14 protein-coding genes are annotated in these 17,707 nt (G+C 70.1%); 12 read left to right on the forward strand and 2 right to left on the reverse strand.

The annotated features are described in order from the left end of the window. The first annotated feature begins 46 nt into the window (after nucleotides 1-46). Nucleotides 47-1,114, forward strand: a complete 1,068-nt coding sequence (locus tag ABFX81_RS14905) for an esterase-like activity of phytase family protein (protein WP_086847457.1) — start codon at nucleotides 47-49, stop codon at nucleotides 1,112-1,114. Nucleotides 1,115-1,199: 85 nt separating this feature from the next. On the opposite strand, the gene ABFX81_RS14910 is transcribed toward ABFX81_RS14905, so the two are convergent. Next, nucleotides 1,200-1,799 carry an SACE_7040 family transcriptional regulator gene (locus ABFX81_RS14910; protein WP_346138162.1) on the reverse strand — a complete coding sequence of 200 codons (600 nt, stop codon included), beginning with the start codon at nucleotides 1,797-1,799 and terminating at the stop codon, nucleotides 1,200-1,202. An 86-nt stretch (nucleotides 1,800-1,885) separates the two neighbouring features. On the opposite strand from ABFX81_RS14910, the gene ABFX81_RS14915 reads away from it, so the two are divergent. The 10 genes from ABFX81_RS14915 (at nucleotide 1,886) to ABFX81_RS14960 (ending at nucleotide 14,966) form a co-directional block, all read left to right on the forward strand. Next, nucleotides 1,886-3,502 (forward strand): carboxyl transferase domain-containing protein, encoded by a 1,617-nt coding sequence (locus tag ABFX81_RS14915; protein ID WP_086854609.1) that lies wholly within the window; start codon nucleotides 1,886-1,888, stop codon nucleotides 3,500-3,502. A 14-nt stretch (nucleotides 3,503-3,516) separates the two neighbouring features. Further along, on the forward strand, nucleotides 3,517-5,433 hold the full coding sequence (locus ABFX81_RS14920; RefSeq protein WP_086854608.1) for an ATP-binding protein: 1,917 nt from the start codon (nucleotides 3,517-3,519) through the stop codon (nucleotides 5,431-5,433). Next, complete coding sequence (locus ABFX81_RS14925; protein WP_086854607.1) at nucleotides 5,430-6,380, forward strand: hydroxymethylglutaryl-CoA lyase; 951 nt, start codon at nucleotides 5,430-5,432, stop codon at nucleotides 6,378-6,380. The genes ABFX81_RS14920 and ABFX81_RS14925 overlap by 4 nt, the downstream gene beginning before the upstream one ends. A 5-nt stretch (nucleotides 6,381-6,385) precedes the next feature. Further along, nucleotides 6,386-7,546 (forward strand): acyl-CoA dehydrogenase family protein, encoded by a 1,161-nt coding sequence (locus ABFX81_RS14930; protein WP_086854610.1) that lies wholly within the window; start codon nucleotides 6,386-6,388, stop codon nucleotides 7,544-7,546. Nucleotides 7,547-7,743: 197 nt separating this feature from the next. Beyond that, nucleotides 7,744-8,787 (forward strand): ABC transporter substrate-binding protein, encoded by a 1,044-nt coding sequence (locus ABFX81_RS14935; protein WP_086854606.1) that lies wholly within the window; start codon nucleotides 7,744-7,746, stop codon nucleotides 8,785-8,787. A gap of 123 nt (nucleotides 8,788-8,910) precedes the next feature. Further along, entirely contained in the window at nucleotides 8,911-9,765 is an 855-nt protein-coding gene (locus tag ABFX81_RS14940; protein ID WP_346138163.1) for a siderophore-interacting protein, read from the forward strand. 186 nt (nucleotides 9,766-9,951) lie between these two features. Beyond that, the gene (gene desA / locus ABFX81_RS14945; protein ID WP_346138164.1) at nucleotides 9,952-11,394 is read left to right on the forward strand and encodes a lysine decarboxylase DesA; all 1,443 of its coding nucleotides are present in this window, start codon (nucleotides 9,952-9,954) and stop codon (nucleotides 11,392-11,394) included. Further along, the gene (locus tag ABFX81_RS14950; protein ID WP_086849595.1) at nucleotides 11,378-12,655 is read left to right on the forward strand and encodes a SidA/IucD/PvdA family monooxygenase; all 1,278 of its coding nucleotides are present in this window, start codon (nucleotides 11,378-11,380) and stop codon (nucleotides 12,653-12,655) included. The genes desA and ABFX81_RS14950 overlap by 17 nt, the downstream gene beginning before the upstream one ends. Then, nucleotides 12,652-13,200 (forward strand): GNAT family N-acetyltransferase, encoded by a 549-nt coding sequence (locus ABFX81_RS14955; protein ID WP_086849593.1) that lies wholly within the window; start codon nucleotides 12,652-12,654, stop codon nucleotides 13,198-13,200. The genes ABFX81_RS14950 and ABFX81_RS14955 overlap by 4 nt, the downstream gene beginning before the upstream one ends. Beyond that, nucleotides 13,197-14,966 carry an IucA/IucC family protein gene (locus tag ABFX81_RS14960; RefSeq protein ID WP_086849591.1) on the forward strand — a complete coding sequence of 590 codons (1,770 nt, stop codon included), beginning with the start codon at nucleotides 13,197-13,199 and terminating at the stop codon, nucleotides 14,964-14,966. The genes ABFX81_RS14955 and ABFX81_RS14960 overlap by 4 nt, the downstream gene beginning before the upstream one ends. Before the next feature lie 161 nt (nucleotides 14,967-15,127). Here the strand turns inward: ABFX81_RS14960 and ABFX81_RS14965 are convergent, their stop codons facing one another. Next, nucleotides 15,128-16,663, reverse strand: a complete 1,536-nt coding sequence (locus tag ABFX81_RS14965) for a beta-N-acetylhexosaminidase (protein ID WP_346138203.1) — start codon at nucleotides 16,661-16,663, stop codon at nucleotides 15,128-15,130. Between the two features lie 149 nt (nucleotides 16,664-16,812). On the opposite strand from ABFX81_RS14965, the gene ABFX81_RS14970 reads away from it, so the two are divergent. Next, complete coding sequence (locus ABFX81_RS14970; protein WP_346138165.1) at nucleotides 16,813-17,697, forward strand: DUF4429 domain-containing protein; 885 nt, start codon at nucleotides 16,813-16,815, stop codon at nucleotides 17,695-17,697. Nucleotides 17,698-17,707 lie beyond the last annotated feature (10 nt).

Here is a 17,707-nt window from a genome sequence, read left to right on the forward strand (position 1 = left end):
CCACGCGTCCTACCCGGCGTCACCGGCCCGCCCTACGGTGACGCCCATGCCCCTCAGAACCCATCTCGCCCTGCTCACCGCGGGCCTGGCGGCGGCCACGTGCCTGACCGCCGTCGGCCCCGCCCAGGCGCACACGCAGCACGCCTGCTCGCCGGCCGTCTCCATCGGCGGCTACTCCGACGCGCTCGACAAGACGACGTTCGAGAACACCTACGTCGGCAACTTCTCCGCGCTGGCCGTGGACGGTGACGGCTCCCTGGCCGCCCTCTCCGACCGCTCGTCGCTCTTCCGCCTGGACGCGAGGACGCTGAAGCCCCGGTCCGTGGTCCCGCTCACCGACGAGAACGGCACCGCGCTCGACTCCGAGGGCCTGGTGGTCGACCTCCCCCACTCTCGGCCTCGCTCGAGCGGGGGCGCCCCCATCGGCACATATCTCGTCTCCTCCGAGACGGAGCCCTCCATCCGCCGCTACTCCCGCACCGGCAGGCTCCTCGGCCGCCTCCCGGTCCCGGACTCGCTGCGCGTGAGCCCCGCGGGCCGCGCCCGGCCCAACGGCACCTTCGAGGGCCTGACCCTGCTCCCCGGCGGCCGCACCCTGCTGGCCTCCATGGAGTACGCGCTCTCCGGCGACGACTCGACGATCGTCCGCTTCCAGACCTGGCGCCGGTCGCCGCACGGCCACTTCACCCTCGGCGCCCAGTACGCCTACCGCACGGACCCCGGCCTGGGCGTCCCCGAGGTCCAGGCGACCCCCGACGGCCGCCTCCTGGTCCTGGAACGCGGCTTCACCCCCGGCGTCGGCAACACGGTCCGCCTCTACCTGGCCGACCCTCGCAAGGCGACGGACACGAGCGCCGTCGAGACGCTACCGGCCGCCCCCGGCACCCGCCTGGTCGACAAGACCCTCCTCACCGACCTCGCGACCTGCCCCTCCCTCGGCGCGACGGCCGAACAGCCCCAGCCGAACCCCCTCCTCGACAACATCGAGGCCATGACGATCACGGGCCACGCGAAGAACAGCCTGAAGGTCGTCCTGGCCAGCGACGACAATGAGAACAAGACGCAGACGACTCGCTTCTACGCGCTCCGGGTGAGAACGACCCTGCGGGGATGATCACGGGCGACGGCCGCATACGGCTTCGGCTACGCCGCCGAGGCCGCGGCCGTCAGCCAGGGCACCGCGGACGGGCGAAATTTCGCTACGCCGCCCCCGCCGCCGCGAACGCCCCCCGAGCCATCCGATGCAACAGCTCCGCCGTAGCCCCCCGCCCGGGCAGAGACCCCGCCCTCCCCAGATGCGGCGTGGAGTTCAGCAGCCCGAACACCGAGTGCACGGCCGACCGCGCCGCGGGCTCCCCCAACGCGGGATACACCTCGCGCACCACACCCACCCACAGCTCCACATACTGCCGCTGAAGCTGCCGCACCATCTTCCGGTCACTGTCCCGGAGGCGATCCAGCTCCCGATCGTGCAGGGTGATCAGAGGCCGGTCGTCGAGCGCGAAGTCGATATGTCCCTCGATCAGCGAGTCGAGGACCGCCTCCGCCCCCGCACCCCCGTCCGCCTCCGCCACCCGCCGCTTCGCCCCGGTCAGCAGCTGCCCGCTGATCCCCACCAGCAGCTCCGCGAGCATCGCGTCCTTGCCCGCGAAGTGCCGGTACAGCCCGGGCCCGCTGATCCCGACAGCGGCACCTATCTCGTCGACCCCGACCCCGTGGAAGCCCCGCTCGGCGAACAGCCGGGCAGCCTCCTTGAGGATCTGCTCGCGTCGGGTGGGGGCATCGGTTCTCGTGGCCATGAAATCGATTCTAGACAGGGAGGTTAGCGGTCGTTAACCTGAAGGAAATGCGTTAACGCTCATTAACAAGGTGAGGGGACCGCAGGATGCACGAGGCACCGGAGCTCACGAGCGCGGCAGACCCCGCGTCGGAGGCCTTTCGGGCCAACGAGGAGGCGCACCACGCCCTCGTGGAGGAGCTGCGCGCCAAGCTGGCCGCAGCCGCGCAGGGCGGCGGCGAGAAGGCCCGCGCCCGCCACACCGCGCGCGGCAAGCTGCTCCCCCGCGACCGCGTCGACACCCTCCTCGACCCGGGCTCGCCCTTCCTGGAGCTGGCCCCGCTCGCGGCCGACGGGATGTACGAGGGCCAGGCCCCGGCCGCCGGTGTCATCGCCGGCATCGGCCGGGTCAGCGGCCGCGAAACGGTGATCATCGCCAACGACGCCACGGTCAAGGGCGGCACGTATTACCCGATGACGGTCAAGAAGCACCTCCGCGCCCAGGAGGTCGCCCTCGACAACCGCCTCCCCTGCGTCTACCTCGTGGACTCCGGAGGCGCCTTCCTCCCCATGCAGGACGAGGTCTTCCCCGACCGCGACCACTTCGGCCGGATCTTCTACAACCAGGCCCGCATGTCCGGCGCCGGCATCCCCCAGATCGCCGCCGTCCTCGGCTCCTGCACGGCCGGCGGGGCGTACGTCCCGGCGATGAGCGACGAGGCGGTGATCGTCCGCGACCAGGGCACGATCTTCCTGGGCGGCCCGCCCCTGGTGAAGGCGGCCACCGGTGAGGTCGTCACGGCGGAGGAGCTCGGCGGCGGCGAGGTCCACTCCCGCGTCTCGGGCGTCACGGACCACCTCGCGGAGAACGACGCGCACGCGCTGCGCATCGTGCGCACGATCGTCTCCACCCTCCCCGCGCGAGGACCGCTCCCCTGGGAGGTCACGGAGGCGACAGAACCCAAGGTCGACCCGCACGGCCTCTACGGCGCGGTCCCGGTCGACTCCCGCACCCCGTACGACGTGCGCGAGATCATCGCCCGGGTCGTCGACGGCTCCCGTTTCGCCGAGTTCAAGTCCGAGTTCGGCCAGACCCTGGTCACGGGCTTCGCCCGCATCCACGGCCACCCGGTGGGCATCGTCGCCAACAACGGCATCCTGTTCTCCGAGTCCGCCCAGAAGGGCGCCCACTTCATCGAGCTGTGCGACCAGCGCGGCATCCCGCTGGTGTTCCTCCAGAACATCTCCGGGTTCATGGTCGGCAAGGACTACGAGGCGGGCGGCATCGCCAAGCACGGCGCCAAGATGGTCACGGCGGTGGCCTGCACGCGCGTGCCGAAGCTGACGGTCGTGGTGGGCGGCTCGTACGGTGCCGGCAACTACTCGATGTGCGGCAGGGCGTACTCCCCCCGCTTCCTGTGGATGTGGCCGAACGCCAAGATCTCGGTCATGGGCGGCGAGCAGGCCGCCTCGGTCCTCGCGACCGTCAAGCGGGACCAGCTTCAGGCGCGCGGCGAGTCCTGGCCGGCCGAGGACGAGGAGGCCTTCAAGGCCCCGGTCCGCGCCCAGTACGAGCGCCAGGGGAATGCCTACTACGCGACGGCCCGCCTCTGGGACGACGGTGTGATCGACCCGCTGGACACCCGGCAGGTCCTGGGCCTGGCCCTGACCGCGTGCGCCAACGCGCCCCTGGGTGACCCCCAGTTCGGCGTCTTCCGGATGTGAGGGGACGGACGACGATGTTCGAGACAGTGCTTGTGGCCAACCGGGGCGAGATCGCCGTACGGGTCATCCGTACGCTGCGGTCGATGGGCGTGCGCTCGGTGGCCGTCTTCTCCGACGCGGACGCCGACGCCCGGCATGTCCGCGAGGCGGACACGGCGGTCCGGATCGGACCGGCCCCGGCGTCCGAGAGCTATCTGTCGGTGGAGCGCCTGCTGGAGGCAGCCGCGCGCACCGGCGCCCAGGCCGTCCACCCGGGCTACGGCTTCCTCGCCGAGAACGCCGCCTTCGCGCGCGCCTGCGCCGAGGCCGGCCTGGTCTTCATCGGCCCTCCGGCGGACGCGATCTCCCTCATGGGCGACAAGATCCGTGCCAAGGAGACGGTCCGGGCGGCCGGCGTGCCCGTGGTCCCCGGCGGACGCGACCCCGAACTGGCCGACGCGGCCCGCGAGCTGGGCGCGCCCGTGCTGCTGAAGCCGAGCGCGGGCGGCGGCGGCAAGGGCATGCGCCTGGTGCGGGACCTGACCCGGCTGGAGGAGGAGATCGCCGCGGCCCGCCGCGAGGCCCGCGCCTCCTTCGGCGACGACACGCTCCTGGTCGAGCGCTGGATCGACCGCCCCCGCCACATCGAGATCCAGGTCCTGGCCGACGGCCATGGGAACGTCGTCCACCTCGGGGAGCGCGAGTGCTCCCTCCAGCGCCGCCACCAGAAGATCATCGAGGAGGCGCCGAGCGTGCTCCTCGACGAGCGGACGCGCTCCGCGATGGGCGAGGCGGCGGTCCAGGCGGCCCGGTCCTGCGGCTACCGGGGCGCGAGCACGGTGGAGTTCATCGTCCCCGGCGTCGACCCGTCGTCGTACTACTTCATGGAGATGAACACCCGCCTCCAGGTGGAGCACCCGGTCACGGAGCTGATCACCGGCCTGGACCTGGTCGAGTGGCAACTGCGGGTGGCGGCCGGCGAGCCCCTGGCCTTCGCCCAGGAGGACGTACGGCTGACCGGCCACGCGGTGGAGGCCCGCATCTGCGCCGAGGACCCGGCGCGCGGCTTCCTCCCCTCCGGCGGCACGGTCCTCAGGCTCCGCGAACCGCAGGGTGACGGCATCCGCACCGACTCGGGCCTCACGGAGGGCACGGAGGTCGGCAGCCTCTACGACCCGATGCTCTCGAAGGTCATCGCGTACGGTCCCGACCGCGCGACGGCCCTGCGCAAGCTCCGTTCGGCCCTGGCGGAGACGGTCACGCTCGGGGTGCAGACCAACGCCGGCTTCCTGCGCCGGCTGCTCGCCCACCCGGCGGTGGTCGCCGGTGACCTGGACACCGGACTGGTCGAGCGGGAGGTCGAGGTACTAATCCCGACGGAGGTACCGGAGGAGGTGTACGAGGCGGCGGCGGCCGTACGCCTGGACGCGCTGACGCCCGGGCCCGGCGGCTGGACGGACCCCTTCTCGGTCCCCAGCGGCTGGCGGATCGGCGGCGCCCGGAAGCCGCCCGCCTTCCACCTGCGGGTGCAGGACCCCCTGGAGTACACCCCGCGCGGCACCGCCACGGTCACCGACGACCGGGTCTCCGTCACGCTGGACGGCGTCCGCCACACCTTCCACCGCGCCGCCGACTGGCTGGGCCGCGACGGCGACGCCTGGCACGTGCGCGACCACGACCCGGTGGCCGCGTCCCTGAGCCGCGCGGCCCACGCGGGCGCCGACTCGCTGACCGCGCCCATGCCGGGCACGGTGACGGTGGTGAAGGTCGCCGTCGGCGACGAGGTGACGGCGGGCCAGAGCCTGCTGGTGGTGGAGGCGATGAAGATGGAGCACGTCATCTCCGCCCCGCACGCCGGCAAGGTCACCGAACTCGATGTGACCCCGGGCTCGACGGTCGCCATGGACCAGGTGCTGGCGGTCATCGCACCCCACGAGGAGGCGGAGGAATGACAGTCGACGGTCTCCCGATGGTGGTCCCGACCGCGGACCTCCCCACCCGCGTCCGCATCCACGAGGTGGGCGCGCGCGACGGCCTGCAGAACGAGAAGGCGACGGTCCCGACGCAGATCAAGGCGGAGTTCATCCGCCGTCTGGCCGATGCGGGTCTGACGACGATCGAGGCGACGAGCTTCGTCCACCCCAAGTGGGTCCCCCAACTGGCGGACGCGGAGCAGCTGTTCCCTCTCGTCAGTGACCTCCCGGCGGCGCTCCCGGTCCTCGTCCCGAACGAAAGGGGCCTGGACCGCGCCCTGGCCCTGGGCGCCCGGCGGGTGGCGGTCTTCGCCAGCGCCACGGAGTCCTTCGCCAAGGCCAACCTCAACCGCACGGTGGACGAGGCACTGGCGATGTTCGACCCGGTGGTGAGCCGGGCGAAGGCCGAGGACGTCCACGTCCGCGGCTACCTCTCCATGTGCTTCGGCGACCCCTGGGAGGGCGCGGTCCCGATCCCCCAGGTGGTGAAGGTGTGCCGGGCCCTGCTGGACATGGGCTGTGACGAACTGAGCCTGGGCGACACGATCGGCGTGGCGACCCCGGGCCACGTGGTCGCGCTCCTCGCGGCCCTCGACGAAGCAGGAGTCCCGCCGTCCGCCCTCGGCGTCCACTTCCACGACACGTACGGCCAGGCCCTCGCCAACACGCTCGCGGCCCTCCAGCAGGGGGTCACGACGGTCGACGCCTCCGCGGGCGGCCTGGGCGGCTGCCCGTACGCCAAGTCGGCGACCGGCAACCTGGCCACCGAAGACCTCGTGTGGATGCTGCGGGGCCTCGGCATCGAAACCGGAATCGACCTCGGCCGCCTCGTCGCCACCAGCGCGTGGATGGCCACCCACCTGGGCCGACCCAGCCCGTCCCGCACCGTCCGAGCCCTGTCCCACGAGGACACCGAGGAGCAGTGATCACCATGGACTACCGCCTCTCCCCCGAGTTGGAGGAACTCCGCCGCACAGTCGAGGAGTTCGCGCACGAGGTCGTGGCGCCGAAGATCGGCGACCTCTACGAGCGGCACGAGTTCCCGTACGAGATCGTCCGGGAGATGGGCCGCATGGGCCTGTTCGGGCTGCCGTTCCCCGAGGAGTACGGCGGCATGGGCGGCGACTACCTGGCGCTGGGCGTGGCCCTGGAGGAACTGGCGCGGGTGGACTCCTCGGTGGCCATCACCCTGGAAGCCGGCGTCTCGCTCGGCGCGATGCCCGTCCACCGCTACGGCACGGAGGCCCAGAAGCGGGAATGGCTCCCCCGCCTCTGCTCCGGCGAACTCCTGGGCGCGTTCGGCCTGACGGAGCCGGACGGCGGCAGCGACGCGGGCGCGACCCGCACGACGGCCCGCCTGGACGAGTCGACGAACGAGTGGGTGATCAACGGCACGAAGTGCTTCATCACCAACTCGGGCACGGACATCACGGGCCTGGTGACGGTCACGGCGGTCACCGGCCGCACGCCGGACGGCAAGCCGCTCATCTCCTCGATCATCGTCCCCTCCGGCACGCCGGGCTTCACGATCGCGGCCCCGTACTCGAAGGTCGGCTGGAACGCCTCGGACACCCGTGAACTGTCCTTCTCGGACGTCCGGGTCCCGGCGGCGAACCTGCTGGGCGAGGAGGGCCGCGGCTACGCCCAGTTCCTCCGCATCCTCGACGAGGGCCGCATCGCCATCGCGGCACTGGCCACCGGCCTGGCACAGGGCTGTGTCGACGAATCCGTCAAGTACGCCAAGGAACGCCACGCCTTCGGCAAGCCGATCGCCGCCAACCAGGCCATCCAGTTCAAGATCGCCGACATGGAGATGAAGGCCCACACGGCCCGCCTCGCCTGGCGCGACGCGGCGGCCCGCCTGGTGTCCGGCGACCCCTTCAAGAAGGAAGCGGCGCTGGCCAAGCTCTACTCCTCCACCATCGCGGTGGACAACGCCCGCGAGGCCACCCAGATCCACGGCGGCTACGGCTTCATGAACGAGTACCCGGTCGCCCGTATGTGGCGCGACTCCAAGATCCTCGAAATCGGCGAGGGCACGAGCGAGGTCCAGCGGATGCTGATCGCACGGGAGTTGGGGCTGGTGAGCTGAACTACCGGCTGGGGCTTGCTCACGGGCGCGGTGATCCGGATCACTGCGCCCGTCCGCATTCCCGCCCTCTCCCCGGGCACAGATACCAGGGCCCCCCTGGACACGGCATGAGGTTAGGCTAACCTAATCTTAAATCCAGCCAACTGGCTGACAGCCGTGCCCGCAGTGGCTCCGAACGTACGAAAGCAGACCCAGCGATGTCGAACGCCAGAACCGCCCGTTTCTCCCGCCGCGGCATCCTCGCCGCCGGTGGCGCTCTCGGACTCGGTGCCCTCGTGACCGCGTGTGGCAGCGAGGACTCGACGGACGGCGGCTCGGACTCGAAGGCGTCCGCCAAGTCCGGCCCGTGGTCCTTCAAGGACGACCGCGGCAAGAACGTCCAGCTCGACAAGGTCCCCGCGAACATCGTCGCCTTCACCGGCGTCGCCGCCGCCCTCCACGACTACGGCGTCTCCGTCAAGGGCGTCTTCGGCCCGACCAAGACGCAGGACGGCAAGCCCGACGTCCAGGCCGGCGACATGGACATCAGCAAGGTGACCATCCTCGGCAACACCTGGGACCAGTTCAACGTCGAGAAGTACGCCGCCCTCGCCCCCGAGGTGCTGATCAGCACCATGTTCGACTCCGCGGGCACCCTCTGGTACGTCCCCGAGGCCTCCAAGGACAAGATCGCCAAGCTCGCCCCGAGCGTCGGCATATCGGTCTACGACCGTCAGCTCACCGCCCCGCTCCAGCGCATGTGGGAGCTGGCCGAGTCCCTCGGCGGCGACATGAAGGCCGCGAAGGCCACCGACGCCAAGAAGCGGTTCGAGGAGGCCTCCGAGCGGCTGCGCAAGGCCGCCAAGGCACATCCCGACATCAAGGTGATGGCCGGTTCCGCGAGCCAGGAGCTCTTCTACGTCTCCGGCACCAACCTCTCCGTCGACCTGGAGTACTTCAAGGCCCTCGGCGTGAACTTCGTCGAGCCGCCGGAGAAGGCCAAGGCCGAGGGCGGCGGCTGGTTCGAGAGCTTGAGCTGGGAGAACGTCGACAAGTACGCGGCCGACATCATCATGATGGACGACCGGTCCTCGGCGATCCAGCCGGCGAACATCACCGAGGCGACGTGGAAGAAGCTGCCGGCGGTCAAGGCCGGGCAGGTCATCTCGCGTTCGGCTGAGCCGATCTTGTCCTACGACAAGTGTGTGCCGCTGGTGGAGAACCTCGCCAAGGCCATCGAGACCGCCAAGAAGGTCGGCTGAGCGCTCAGCGCCGTGGGGGCTGCTCGACATATGCGGCTGCGAGCCGCATGTGGCTTGTCGCGCAGTTCCCCGCGCCCCTGAGGCACGCCCCGACACTGCCTGACGCCAACTCAGGAGCCATACATGACCACCGCCGTAGCCGCCCCGTTCCGTTTCTTCTCGCTCCAGGTCGTGCGGACGAGGCGGCTCGGTCCGTCCCTGGTCCGTGTCACCTTCGGTGGACCCGATCTGCACGCCTTCCACTCCGACGGGCGTGACCAGTCGCTGTCGCTGTTCCTGCCCCACCCCGGGCAGCCCGAGCCGGTCGTCCCGCTGGAGCTCGGGGACGGGTGGTGGCAGGGCTGGCGTGAACTGCCGGACGACGTACGGGCCGTGATGCGGTCGTACACCCTGCGGGCACTGCGCCGCGATCCGGACGAGATCGACATCGACTTCGCGCTGCACGGCATCGAGCCGGGCGCCTCGGTGCAGGCCGGTCCCGCCTCCCGCTGGGCCGCCCGGGCCGCCGCCGGAGACCGGGTCCTGCTGCTCGGCCCGGCCGTCGCCGACAACCGGGCGATCCGCTTCCGTCCGCCCGAGGACACCGACCTCGTGGTCGTCTGGGGCGACGAGACCGCCGTACCGGCCGCCTCGGCCATCGTCGAGTCGCTGCCGGCCGGCACCCGTGCCCGGGTCTGGCTGGAGGTGCCGCACGCCGGGGACATCCAGGACCTGCCGACCGAGGCGGATGCCGAGATCACCTGGCTCGTGAGGGAGGAGAAGGGCCACAAGGGTTCCTCCACGGCCCTCGACGCCCTCCGCGAGGCCCAACTGCCGCCCGCCGAGCGGCCGTACGTCTGGATCGCCGGCGAGTCCGGCTGCGTGAAGGAGCTGCGCCGGCACTTCGTGCGCGAGCGCAGCATCGACCGCCGCCGGGTCACGTTCGTCGGCTACTGGCGCCGCGGCGTGAGCGAGGAGCAGTTGCGGGCCGAGGGGTAACACCGCAGCCCACAAGCCCTCCGCCCCCTCCCAGGCCTTTCCCCGTACCCACCCGACCCGAGTGACCACAGTCACGGCAGGGCCCGGTTGCCCGTCGATCAACTTAGGTTAGGCTTACCTAAGTTGAACCCGCGGTTCAGCCCGCCCCTGTCCCGCACCGGACTGTCCCCACCGGAGGACCCCCACATGCGCTCGCACCTGCTCAACGACACCACCGCGGAGCAGTACCGCCGCTCCGTGACCGACGGAGTCGAGCGGGTGGCCGCCAAAATCGCCACCACCGAACGGCCGTTCAGCGGCGTCACCGTCGACGCCCTCGCTCCCGCCATCGACGCGATCGACCTCGACAAGCCGCTGCACGACACCGCCGCGGTGCTCGACGAACTGGAGGACGTCTACCTCCGGGACGCGATCTACTTCCACCACCCCCGCTACCTGGCCCACCTCAACTGCCCGGTCGTCATCCCGGCCGTGCTCGGCGAGGCCGTCCTGGCCGCCGTGAACTCCTCCCTGGACACCTGGGACCAGTCGGCCGGCGGCACCCTCATCGAACGCAAACTGATCGACTGGACGAACGAGCGCATCGGCCTCGGCCCCGCCGCCGACGGCGTGTTCACCTCCGGCGGCACCCAGTCCAACCTCCAGGCGCTGCTGCTCGCCCGTGAGGAGGCCAAGACCGACACCCTGGCGAAACTGCGGATCTTCTCCTCCGAGGTCAGCCACTTCAGCGTGAAGAAGTCCGCGAAGCTGCTCGGGCTCGGCCAGGACGCCGTGGTCTCCATACCCGTCGACCACGACAAGCGCATGCAGACCGTCGCGCTGGCCCGCGAGCTGGAGCGCTGCAAGCAGGACGGCCTCGTCCCCATGGCCGTCGTCGCCACCGCCGGCACCACCGACTTCGGCTCCATCGACCCGCTGCCGGAGATCGCCGAGCTGTGCGAGCAGTTCGGCACCTGGATGCACGTCGACGCCGCCTACGGCTGCGGGCTGCTCGCCTCCCTGAAGCACCGGGACCGGCTGAGCGGCATCGAGCGCGCCGACTCCGTCACCGTGGACTACCACAAGTCCTTCTTCCAGCCGGTGAGTTCGTCCGCCGTGCTGGTCCGCGACGCGGCCACGCTCCGGCACGCCACCTACCACGCCGAGTACCTGAACCCGCGCCGCATGGTGGAGGAGCGTATCCCCAATCAGGTGGACAAGTCCCTCCAGACCACCCGCCGCTTCGACGCCCTCAAGCTGTGGATGACGCTGAGGACCATGGGCGCCGACGGCATCGGGCAGCTCTTCGACGAGGTGTGCGAGCTGGCCCGGGAGGGCTGGAAACTGCTCGCCGGCGACCCGCGCTTCGACGTCGTCGTGGAGCCGAGCCTGTCCACCCTCGTCTTCCGTTACATCCCTGCGGCCGTCACCGACCCCGCCGAGATCGACCGCGCCAACCTCTACGCCCGCAAGGCCCTGTTCGCCTCCGGCGACGCCATCGTCGCGGGCACCAAGGTCGGCGCCCGCCACTACCTGAAGTTCACCCTGCTCAACCCCGAGACGCAGGCGTCCGACATCGCCGCCGTCCTCGATCTGATCGCCGGCCACGCCGAGCAGTACCTGGGAGAGTCCCTTGACCGCGCGTCCTGAAAACCCGACCAAGACCCACGACTTCGTGGGCATCGGGCTCGGCCCCTTCAACCTCGGCCTGGCCTGCCTCACCGAACCGATCGACGAACTCGACGGCGTCTTCCTGGAGTCGAAGCCCGACTTCGAGTGGCACGCGGGCATGTTCCTCGACGGCGCACATCTCCAGACGCCGTTCATGTCGGACCTGGTCACCCTCGCCGACCCGACGTCCCCGTACTCCTTCCTGAACTACCTGAAGGAGAAGGGCAGACTGTACTCGTTCTACATCCGCGAGAACTTCTACCCGCTGCGGGTCGAGTACGACGACTACTGCCGCTGGGCCGCGAGCCGGCTGCGCAGCATCCGCTTCAACACGACGGTGACGGAAGTCCGGTACGAAGACGACGTCTACGTCGTGCACACGGAGGCCGGAGACGTCTTCCGCGCCCGTCACCTCGTCCTCGGCACGGGCACCCCGCCCTACATCCCCGAGGCCTGCGAGAACCTGGGCGGCGACTTCATCCACAACTCCCGCTACCTGAGCCACAAGGCGGAGCTCCAGAAGAAGGACTCGATCACACTCGTCGGCTCGGGCCAGTCGGCCGCCGAGATCTACTACGACCTGCTCAGCGAGATCGACGTCCACGGCTACCGGCTGAACTGGGTCACCCGTTCCCCGCGCTTCTTCCCGCTGGAGTACACCAAGCTCACGCTGGAGATGACGTCGCCGGAGTACGCCGACTACTTCCGCGAGCTGCCCGAGGCCACTCGCTACCGCCTCACGGCCGAGCAGAAGGGCCTGTTCAAGGGCATCGACGGCGACCTGATCAACGAGATCTTCGACCTGCTCTACCAGAAGAACCTCGGCGGTCCCGTGCCCACGCGCCTGCTCACCAACTCCTCCCTGACCAGCGCGGCGTACGAGAACGGCACGTACACGCTCGGCTTCCGCCAGGAGGAGCAGGGCAAGGACTTCGAGCTGACCTCCGAGGGCCTGGTCCTGGCCACCGGCTACCGGTACGCCGAGCCGGAGTTCCTCAAGCCCGTGCGGGACCGCCTGGTCTACGACTCCCGGGGAAACTTCGACGTCGCCCGCAACTACGCCGTCGACGTCACCGGCCGGGGCATCTTCCTCCAGAACGCCGGCGTCCACACCCACAGCATCACCAGCCCCGACCTGGGCATGGGCCCGTACCGGAACGCGTACATCATCCGCGAGCTGCTCGGCACCGAGTACTACCCGGTGGAGAAGACGATCGCGTTCCAGGAGTTCTCCGTATGAGCACCACGGACATCGGCACGTTCACCATCCGCCCGCTCGACCCCCTGAAGGACGCCGAGCTGCTGCACTCCTGGGTCACCCACCCCAAGGCGGCCTACTGGATGATGCAGGACGCGAAACTCCCGGACGTCGAGCGCGAGTACATGCGCATCGCGGCGCACGAACACCACCACGCCTACCTCGGCCTGCACGAGGGCCGACCGGCGTTCCTGATGGAGAAGTACGACCCCCGGTACGTCGAGCTGACCGGGCTGTACGACCCCGAGCCCGGCGACGTCGGCATGCACTTCCTCGTCGCGCCGACCGACCGGCCGATCCACGGCTTCACCCGGGCCGTCATCACCGCCGTGATGGACGAGCTGTTCGCCGATCCGCGCACCCGGCGGGTCGTGGTGGAGCCCGACGTGAGCAACAAGGCAGTACACGCGCTCAACGAGGCCGTCGGCTTCGTGCCCGAGCGCGAGATCGACAAGCCGGAGAAGCGCGCGCTGCTCAGCTTCTGCACGCGCGATCAGTTCCTGGCCGCCCGAGGAGTAGCCGTATGACCCTGTCCGACGCCGTAGCGCATCTGTCCCCCCACCGCTGGGCGCGGGCCAACCGCCTCCTGATCCGCAAGGCACTCGCCGAGTTCGCGCACGAGCGGCTGATCACCCCCGAGCAGGACGGGGATGGTTACGTCGTCCGCAGCGACGACGGCCAGACCCGGTACACCTTCACGGCCACGGTCCGCGCCCTCGACCACTGGCAGGTCGACGCCGACTCGATCACCCGCCACCGGGACGGCTCCGAACTCCCGCTCGCCGCCCTGGACTTCTTCATCGAGTTGCAGAAGTCCCTGGGCCTGAGCGACGACATCCTGCCCGTCTACCTGGAGGAGATCTCCTCCACCCTCTCGGGCACCTGCTACAAGCTCACCAAGCCGAAGACGACGGCCGCCGAGCTGGCACGCGGTGACTTCCAGGCCATCGAGACCGGCATGACCGAGGGCCACCCCTGCTTCGTGGCCAACAACGGCCGGCTCGGCTTCGGCATCCACGAGTACCTGTCGTACGCGCCGGAGACGGCGAGCCCGGTCCGCCTGGTGTGGCTGGCCGCCCACCGCTCGCGGGCCGCCTTCACGGCCGGTGTCGGCATCGAGTACGAGTCGTTCCTGCGCGAGGAGCTGGGCGGGGAGACCGTCGAGCGCTTCCACGGCGTCCTGCGCGACCAGGACCTGGACCCGGCCGACTACCTCCTCATCCCCGTCCACCCCTGGCAGTGGTGGAACAAACTCACCGTCACCTTCGCCGCCGAGGTCGCCCGGGGGTACCTGGTGTGCCTGGGCGAGGGCGACGACGAGTACCTGGCCCAGCAGTCCATCCGGACGTTCTTCAACCGGTCCAGCCCCGAGAAGCACTACGTGAAGACGGCCCTGTCCGTCATCAACATGGGCTTCATGCGCGGGCTGTCGGCCGCCTACATGGAGGCCACGCCCGCGATCAACGACTGGCTGGCCCAGCTCATCGACAACGACGAGGTCCTGAAGTCGACCGGCCTGTCGATCATCCGGGAGCGCGCCGCGGTCGGCTACCGGCACCTGGAGTACGAGCAGGCGACGGACCGCTACTCGCCGTACCGCAAGATGCTCGCCGCGCTGTGGCGGGAGAGCCCGGTGCCGTCCCTCAAGGACGGCGAGTCCCTGGCCACCATGGCCTCGCTGGTCCACGTCGACCACGAGGGGGCGTCCGTCGCGGGCGCGCTGATCGAGCAGTCGGGCCTCACCCCGAAGGAGTGGCTGCGCCACTACCTCCGCGCGTACTTCACGCCCCTCCTGCACAGCTTCTACGCCTACGACCTGGTCTTCATGCCGCACGGCGAGAACGTCATCCTCGTGCTGAAGGACGGCGTCGTGCAGCGCGCGATCTACAAGGACATCGCCGAGGAGATCGCCGTCATGGACCCGGACGCGGTGCTGCCGCCGACGGTGGAGCGGCTCCGCGTGGAGGTTCCGGAGGACAAGAAACTCCTGTCGATCTTCACGGACGTCTTCGACTGCTTCTTCCGCTTCCTCGCGGCGAACCTCGCCTCCGAGGGCATCCTGGAGGAGGACGACTTCTGGCGCACGGTCGCGGAGGTCACCCGCGAGTACCAGGAGTCGATGCCCGGACTGGCGGACAAGTTCAAGCAGTACGACATGTTCGCCCCCGAGTTCGCGCTGTCCTGCCTCAACCGCCTCCAACTGCGCAACAACGAACAGATGGTGGACCTGTCGGACCCGTCCGGCGCCCTCCAACTGGTCGGCACCCTGAAGAACCCGATCACGGAGTTCTGACCCACAGACAGACGGGCACCCCGGAGTACGGTCCTCCGGGGTGCCCGTCGTTTCACTTCAGGGGCGCGGGGAACTGCGCATTCCTTTGGGGCGCGGGGAACTGCGCATTCTTTTGGGGCGCGGGGAACTGCGCGACAAGCCCCCACGCACCCGCAGACGATTCACCGCCCGTCAGACCCCCACGGCACCTGCGGCGACCTGTAATAGCCGATGCCCAGGACGTCCCACCGCTCAGCCTGCGCAGCAAGCCGCACCTTGTACCGCTCCCAGTCGTGAGAAGCCGCCGACGACCACCCCAACTCGGCAACCCCCGGCAACCGCGGAAACGCCATGTACTCGATGTGCTCGGAGTTCTCGAGGGTCTCCGACCACATCGGCGCCTCCACGCCCCGCACAGCCCCGGCCGGCACCCCGGGCAGATACGCCCCCGGATCCCAGTCGTAGGACCGCCGCACCTCGACATACCCCGCCCACGACAGCCCCAGTGGCGTGTCCTTCGTGTACTTCATGTCGAGATACACCCGGTCGGCCGGAGACAGGATCAGCCCCGTCCCGCTCTGCGCGGCCTTCACGACCTGCGCCTTCTCCTCGGCACTGGTGCTGTCCAGCCCCCAGTACTGGGCGAGAGCCCCCTTCGCCGGAGTCGCCCCGGTGAGCTGGTGCCAGCCGACCACCGTCTTGCCGTACTTCGCGACGACCGGCTGCACCCGGTCCATGAACTTGACGTAGTCCTCGTGGCTGGTGGAATGCGCCTCGTCGCCCCCGATGTGGAGGTACTCGCCCGGCGTGAGCGCGGCCAGCTCGCGGATCACGTCGTCCACGAAGTCGTACGTGATCTCCTTGCCGACGCACAGCGAGCTGAAGCCGACCTCGGTGCCGGTGTAGAGCGGGGGTGCCACGCCGTCGCAGTTCAGTTCGGCGTAGGAGGCGAGGGCCGCGTTGGTGTGGCCCGGCATGTCTATCTCGGGGACGACTTCCAGGTAGCGGGAGCCGGCGTACCGCACGATCTCCTTGTACTGGGCCTTCGTGTAGTAGCCGCCGGGGCCGCCGCCGACCTCGGTGGAGCCGCCGTAGGTCGCCAGGCGCGGCCAGGAGTCGACGGCGATGCGCCAGCCCTGGTCGTCGCTGAGGTGCAGGTGCAGCTTATTGATCTTGTAGAGGGCGAGCTGGTCGATGTAGCGCTTGACCTGGTCGACGGTGAAGAAGTGCCGGGAGACGTCGAGCATGGCACCGCGCCAGCCGTAGCGCGGGCTGTCCGTGATGGTGCCGCCGGCGACGAGCCAGGGGCCGGGCTGGACGGTGTCCTTCTCGACGGCCGCGGGGAGGAGCTGCCGCAGGGTCTGCACGCCGTGGAAGAGGCCGGCGGGGTCGGCCGCGGTGACGGTGACGCCCCTGCGGCCGCTGTCGAGGCGGTAGCCCTCGGCGCCGAAGGGGCCCTTGGCGAGGCGCAGTCGGATGCCCCCGGCGCCGTGGTCGGTGATGGGGAGGCGGTAGCCGGTGGAGGGCCGCAGCACGGCTGCGAGGTACTCGGCGACGCGCCGCGCCTCCCGCGAGCCGTCGACGTGGATGTGCGTGCTGCGGGTGATGCGGTACGGGGAGCCGCCCGGGGCGACGGAAGCGGGGGCGGGTATCACGCGGTCGAGCGGGGTGGGTGATGCCGCCTGTGCGGGGGCGGCGCCTGTCATGGAGACGCCCATCGCGACCAGCAGCAGGGCACCGAGGAGGTGAAGCGTTCTGTGGTGCGGTCTCACACGGCCATCTCTCACAAGCGTGTCCCTTCCATGAGCCGTTGAGCTCCAAGAGGTCTGGACCACTCTCTCGTGAGACTGGTGGAACAATCCACCCCATGGCGGAAATCATCCAGAAGGACGGCACGTGGGCCTTCGACGGCGACGCCCTGCGGCTGACCCCCGGGCGGGACAAGAATGTCAGTCTGCTGCGCAGGGAGCTGGGTGAACTGGTCGTCCCACTGGGGGCGTTGGCCGGGATCTCCTTCGAGCAGGGCAAGAAGGCGGGGCGGCTCAGACTCCGCCTGCGCGACGGCGCCGACCCGCTGCTGCACGCCACGGGCGGCCGGCTCACCGAACCCCACGACCCCTACCAGCTCATCGTGGAGTCCGACCGCTACGGCGTCGCCGAGTACTTCACGGACGAGGTGCGCAACGCGCTGCTCCTGGACCAGGTGCCGGGCGAACCGGTGGACGAGTACCTGCTGCCGGGGCCCGCCGTGCCGCTGTCGGTCTCCGCCGGAGACGGCACCGCCGGCTTCGACGGTGAGCGCATACGCCTGGAGTGGAACTGGAAGACGGAGGACGCCAAGGCCGCCGCCGGTGCGCGCACGCTCGCGCTCACCGACATCACGGGCGTGGAGTGGCAGCCGGCGGCCGGCCTGGAGAACGGCTACCTCCGCTTCACCGTGCGGAACGCGCCGACCAAGGCCCCGCCCAAGTACGACCCCAACGCCGTGGAACTGTGGGGCTTCAAGAAGGACCCGCTGATGGCGCTGGTCGCGGCGGCGGTCCAGGCCAGGCTTCCGCACCCGGCCCGGGCCGCCGGCGGCGACGTGACGGACGCGCGACCGGAACTGCCTTCTCCTCCGGTCGCGTCCGCCGAGGACGATCACGACGCCCTGCTGCGCCGCCTGCGGGAGCTCGGTGAGCTGCACCGCACGGGCGTGCTGACGGACGACGAGTTCGCGCTGGCCAAGCAGGCGATCCTCAAGCGGATGTAGCAGCCGCGGG

The organism is Streptomyces coeruleofuscus (assembly GCF_039532725.1).
GTDB classification, from domain to species: domain Bacteria; phylum Actinomycetota; class Actinomycetes; order Streptomycetales; family Streptomycetaceae; genus Streptomyces; species Streptomyces coeruleofuscus.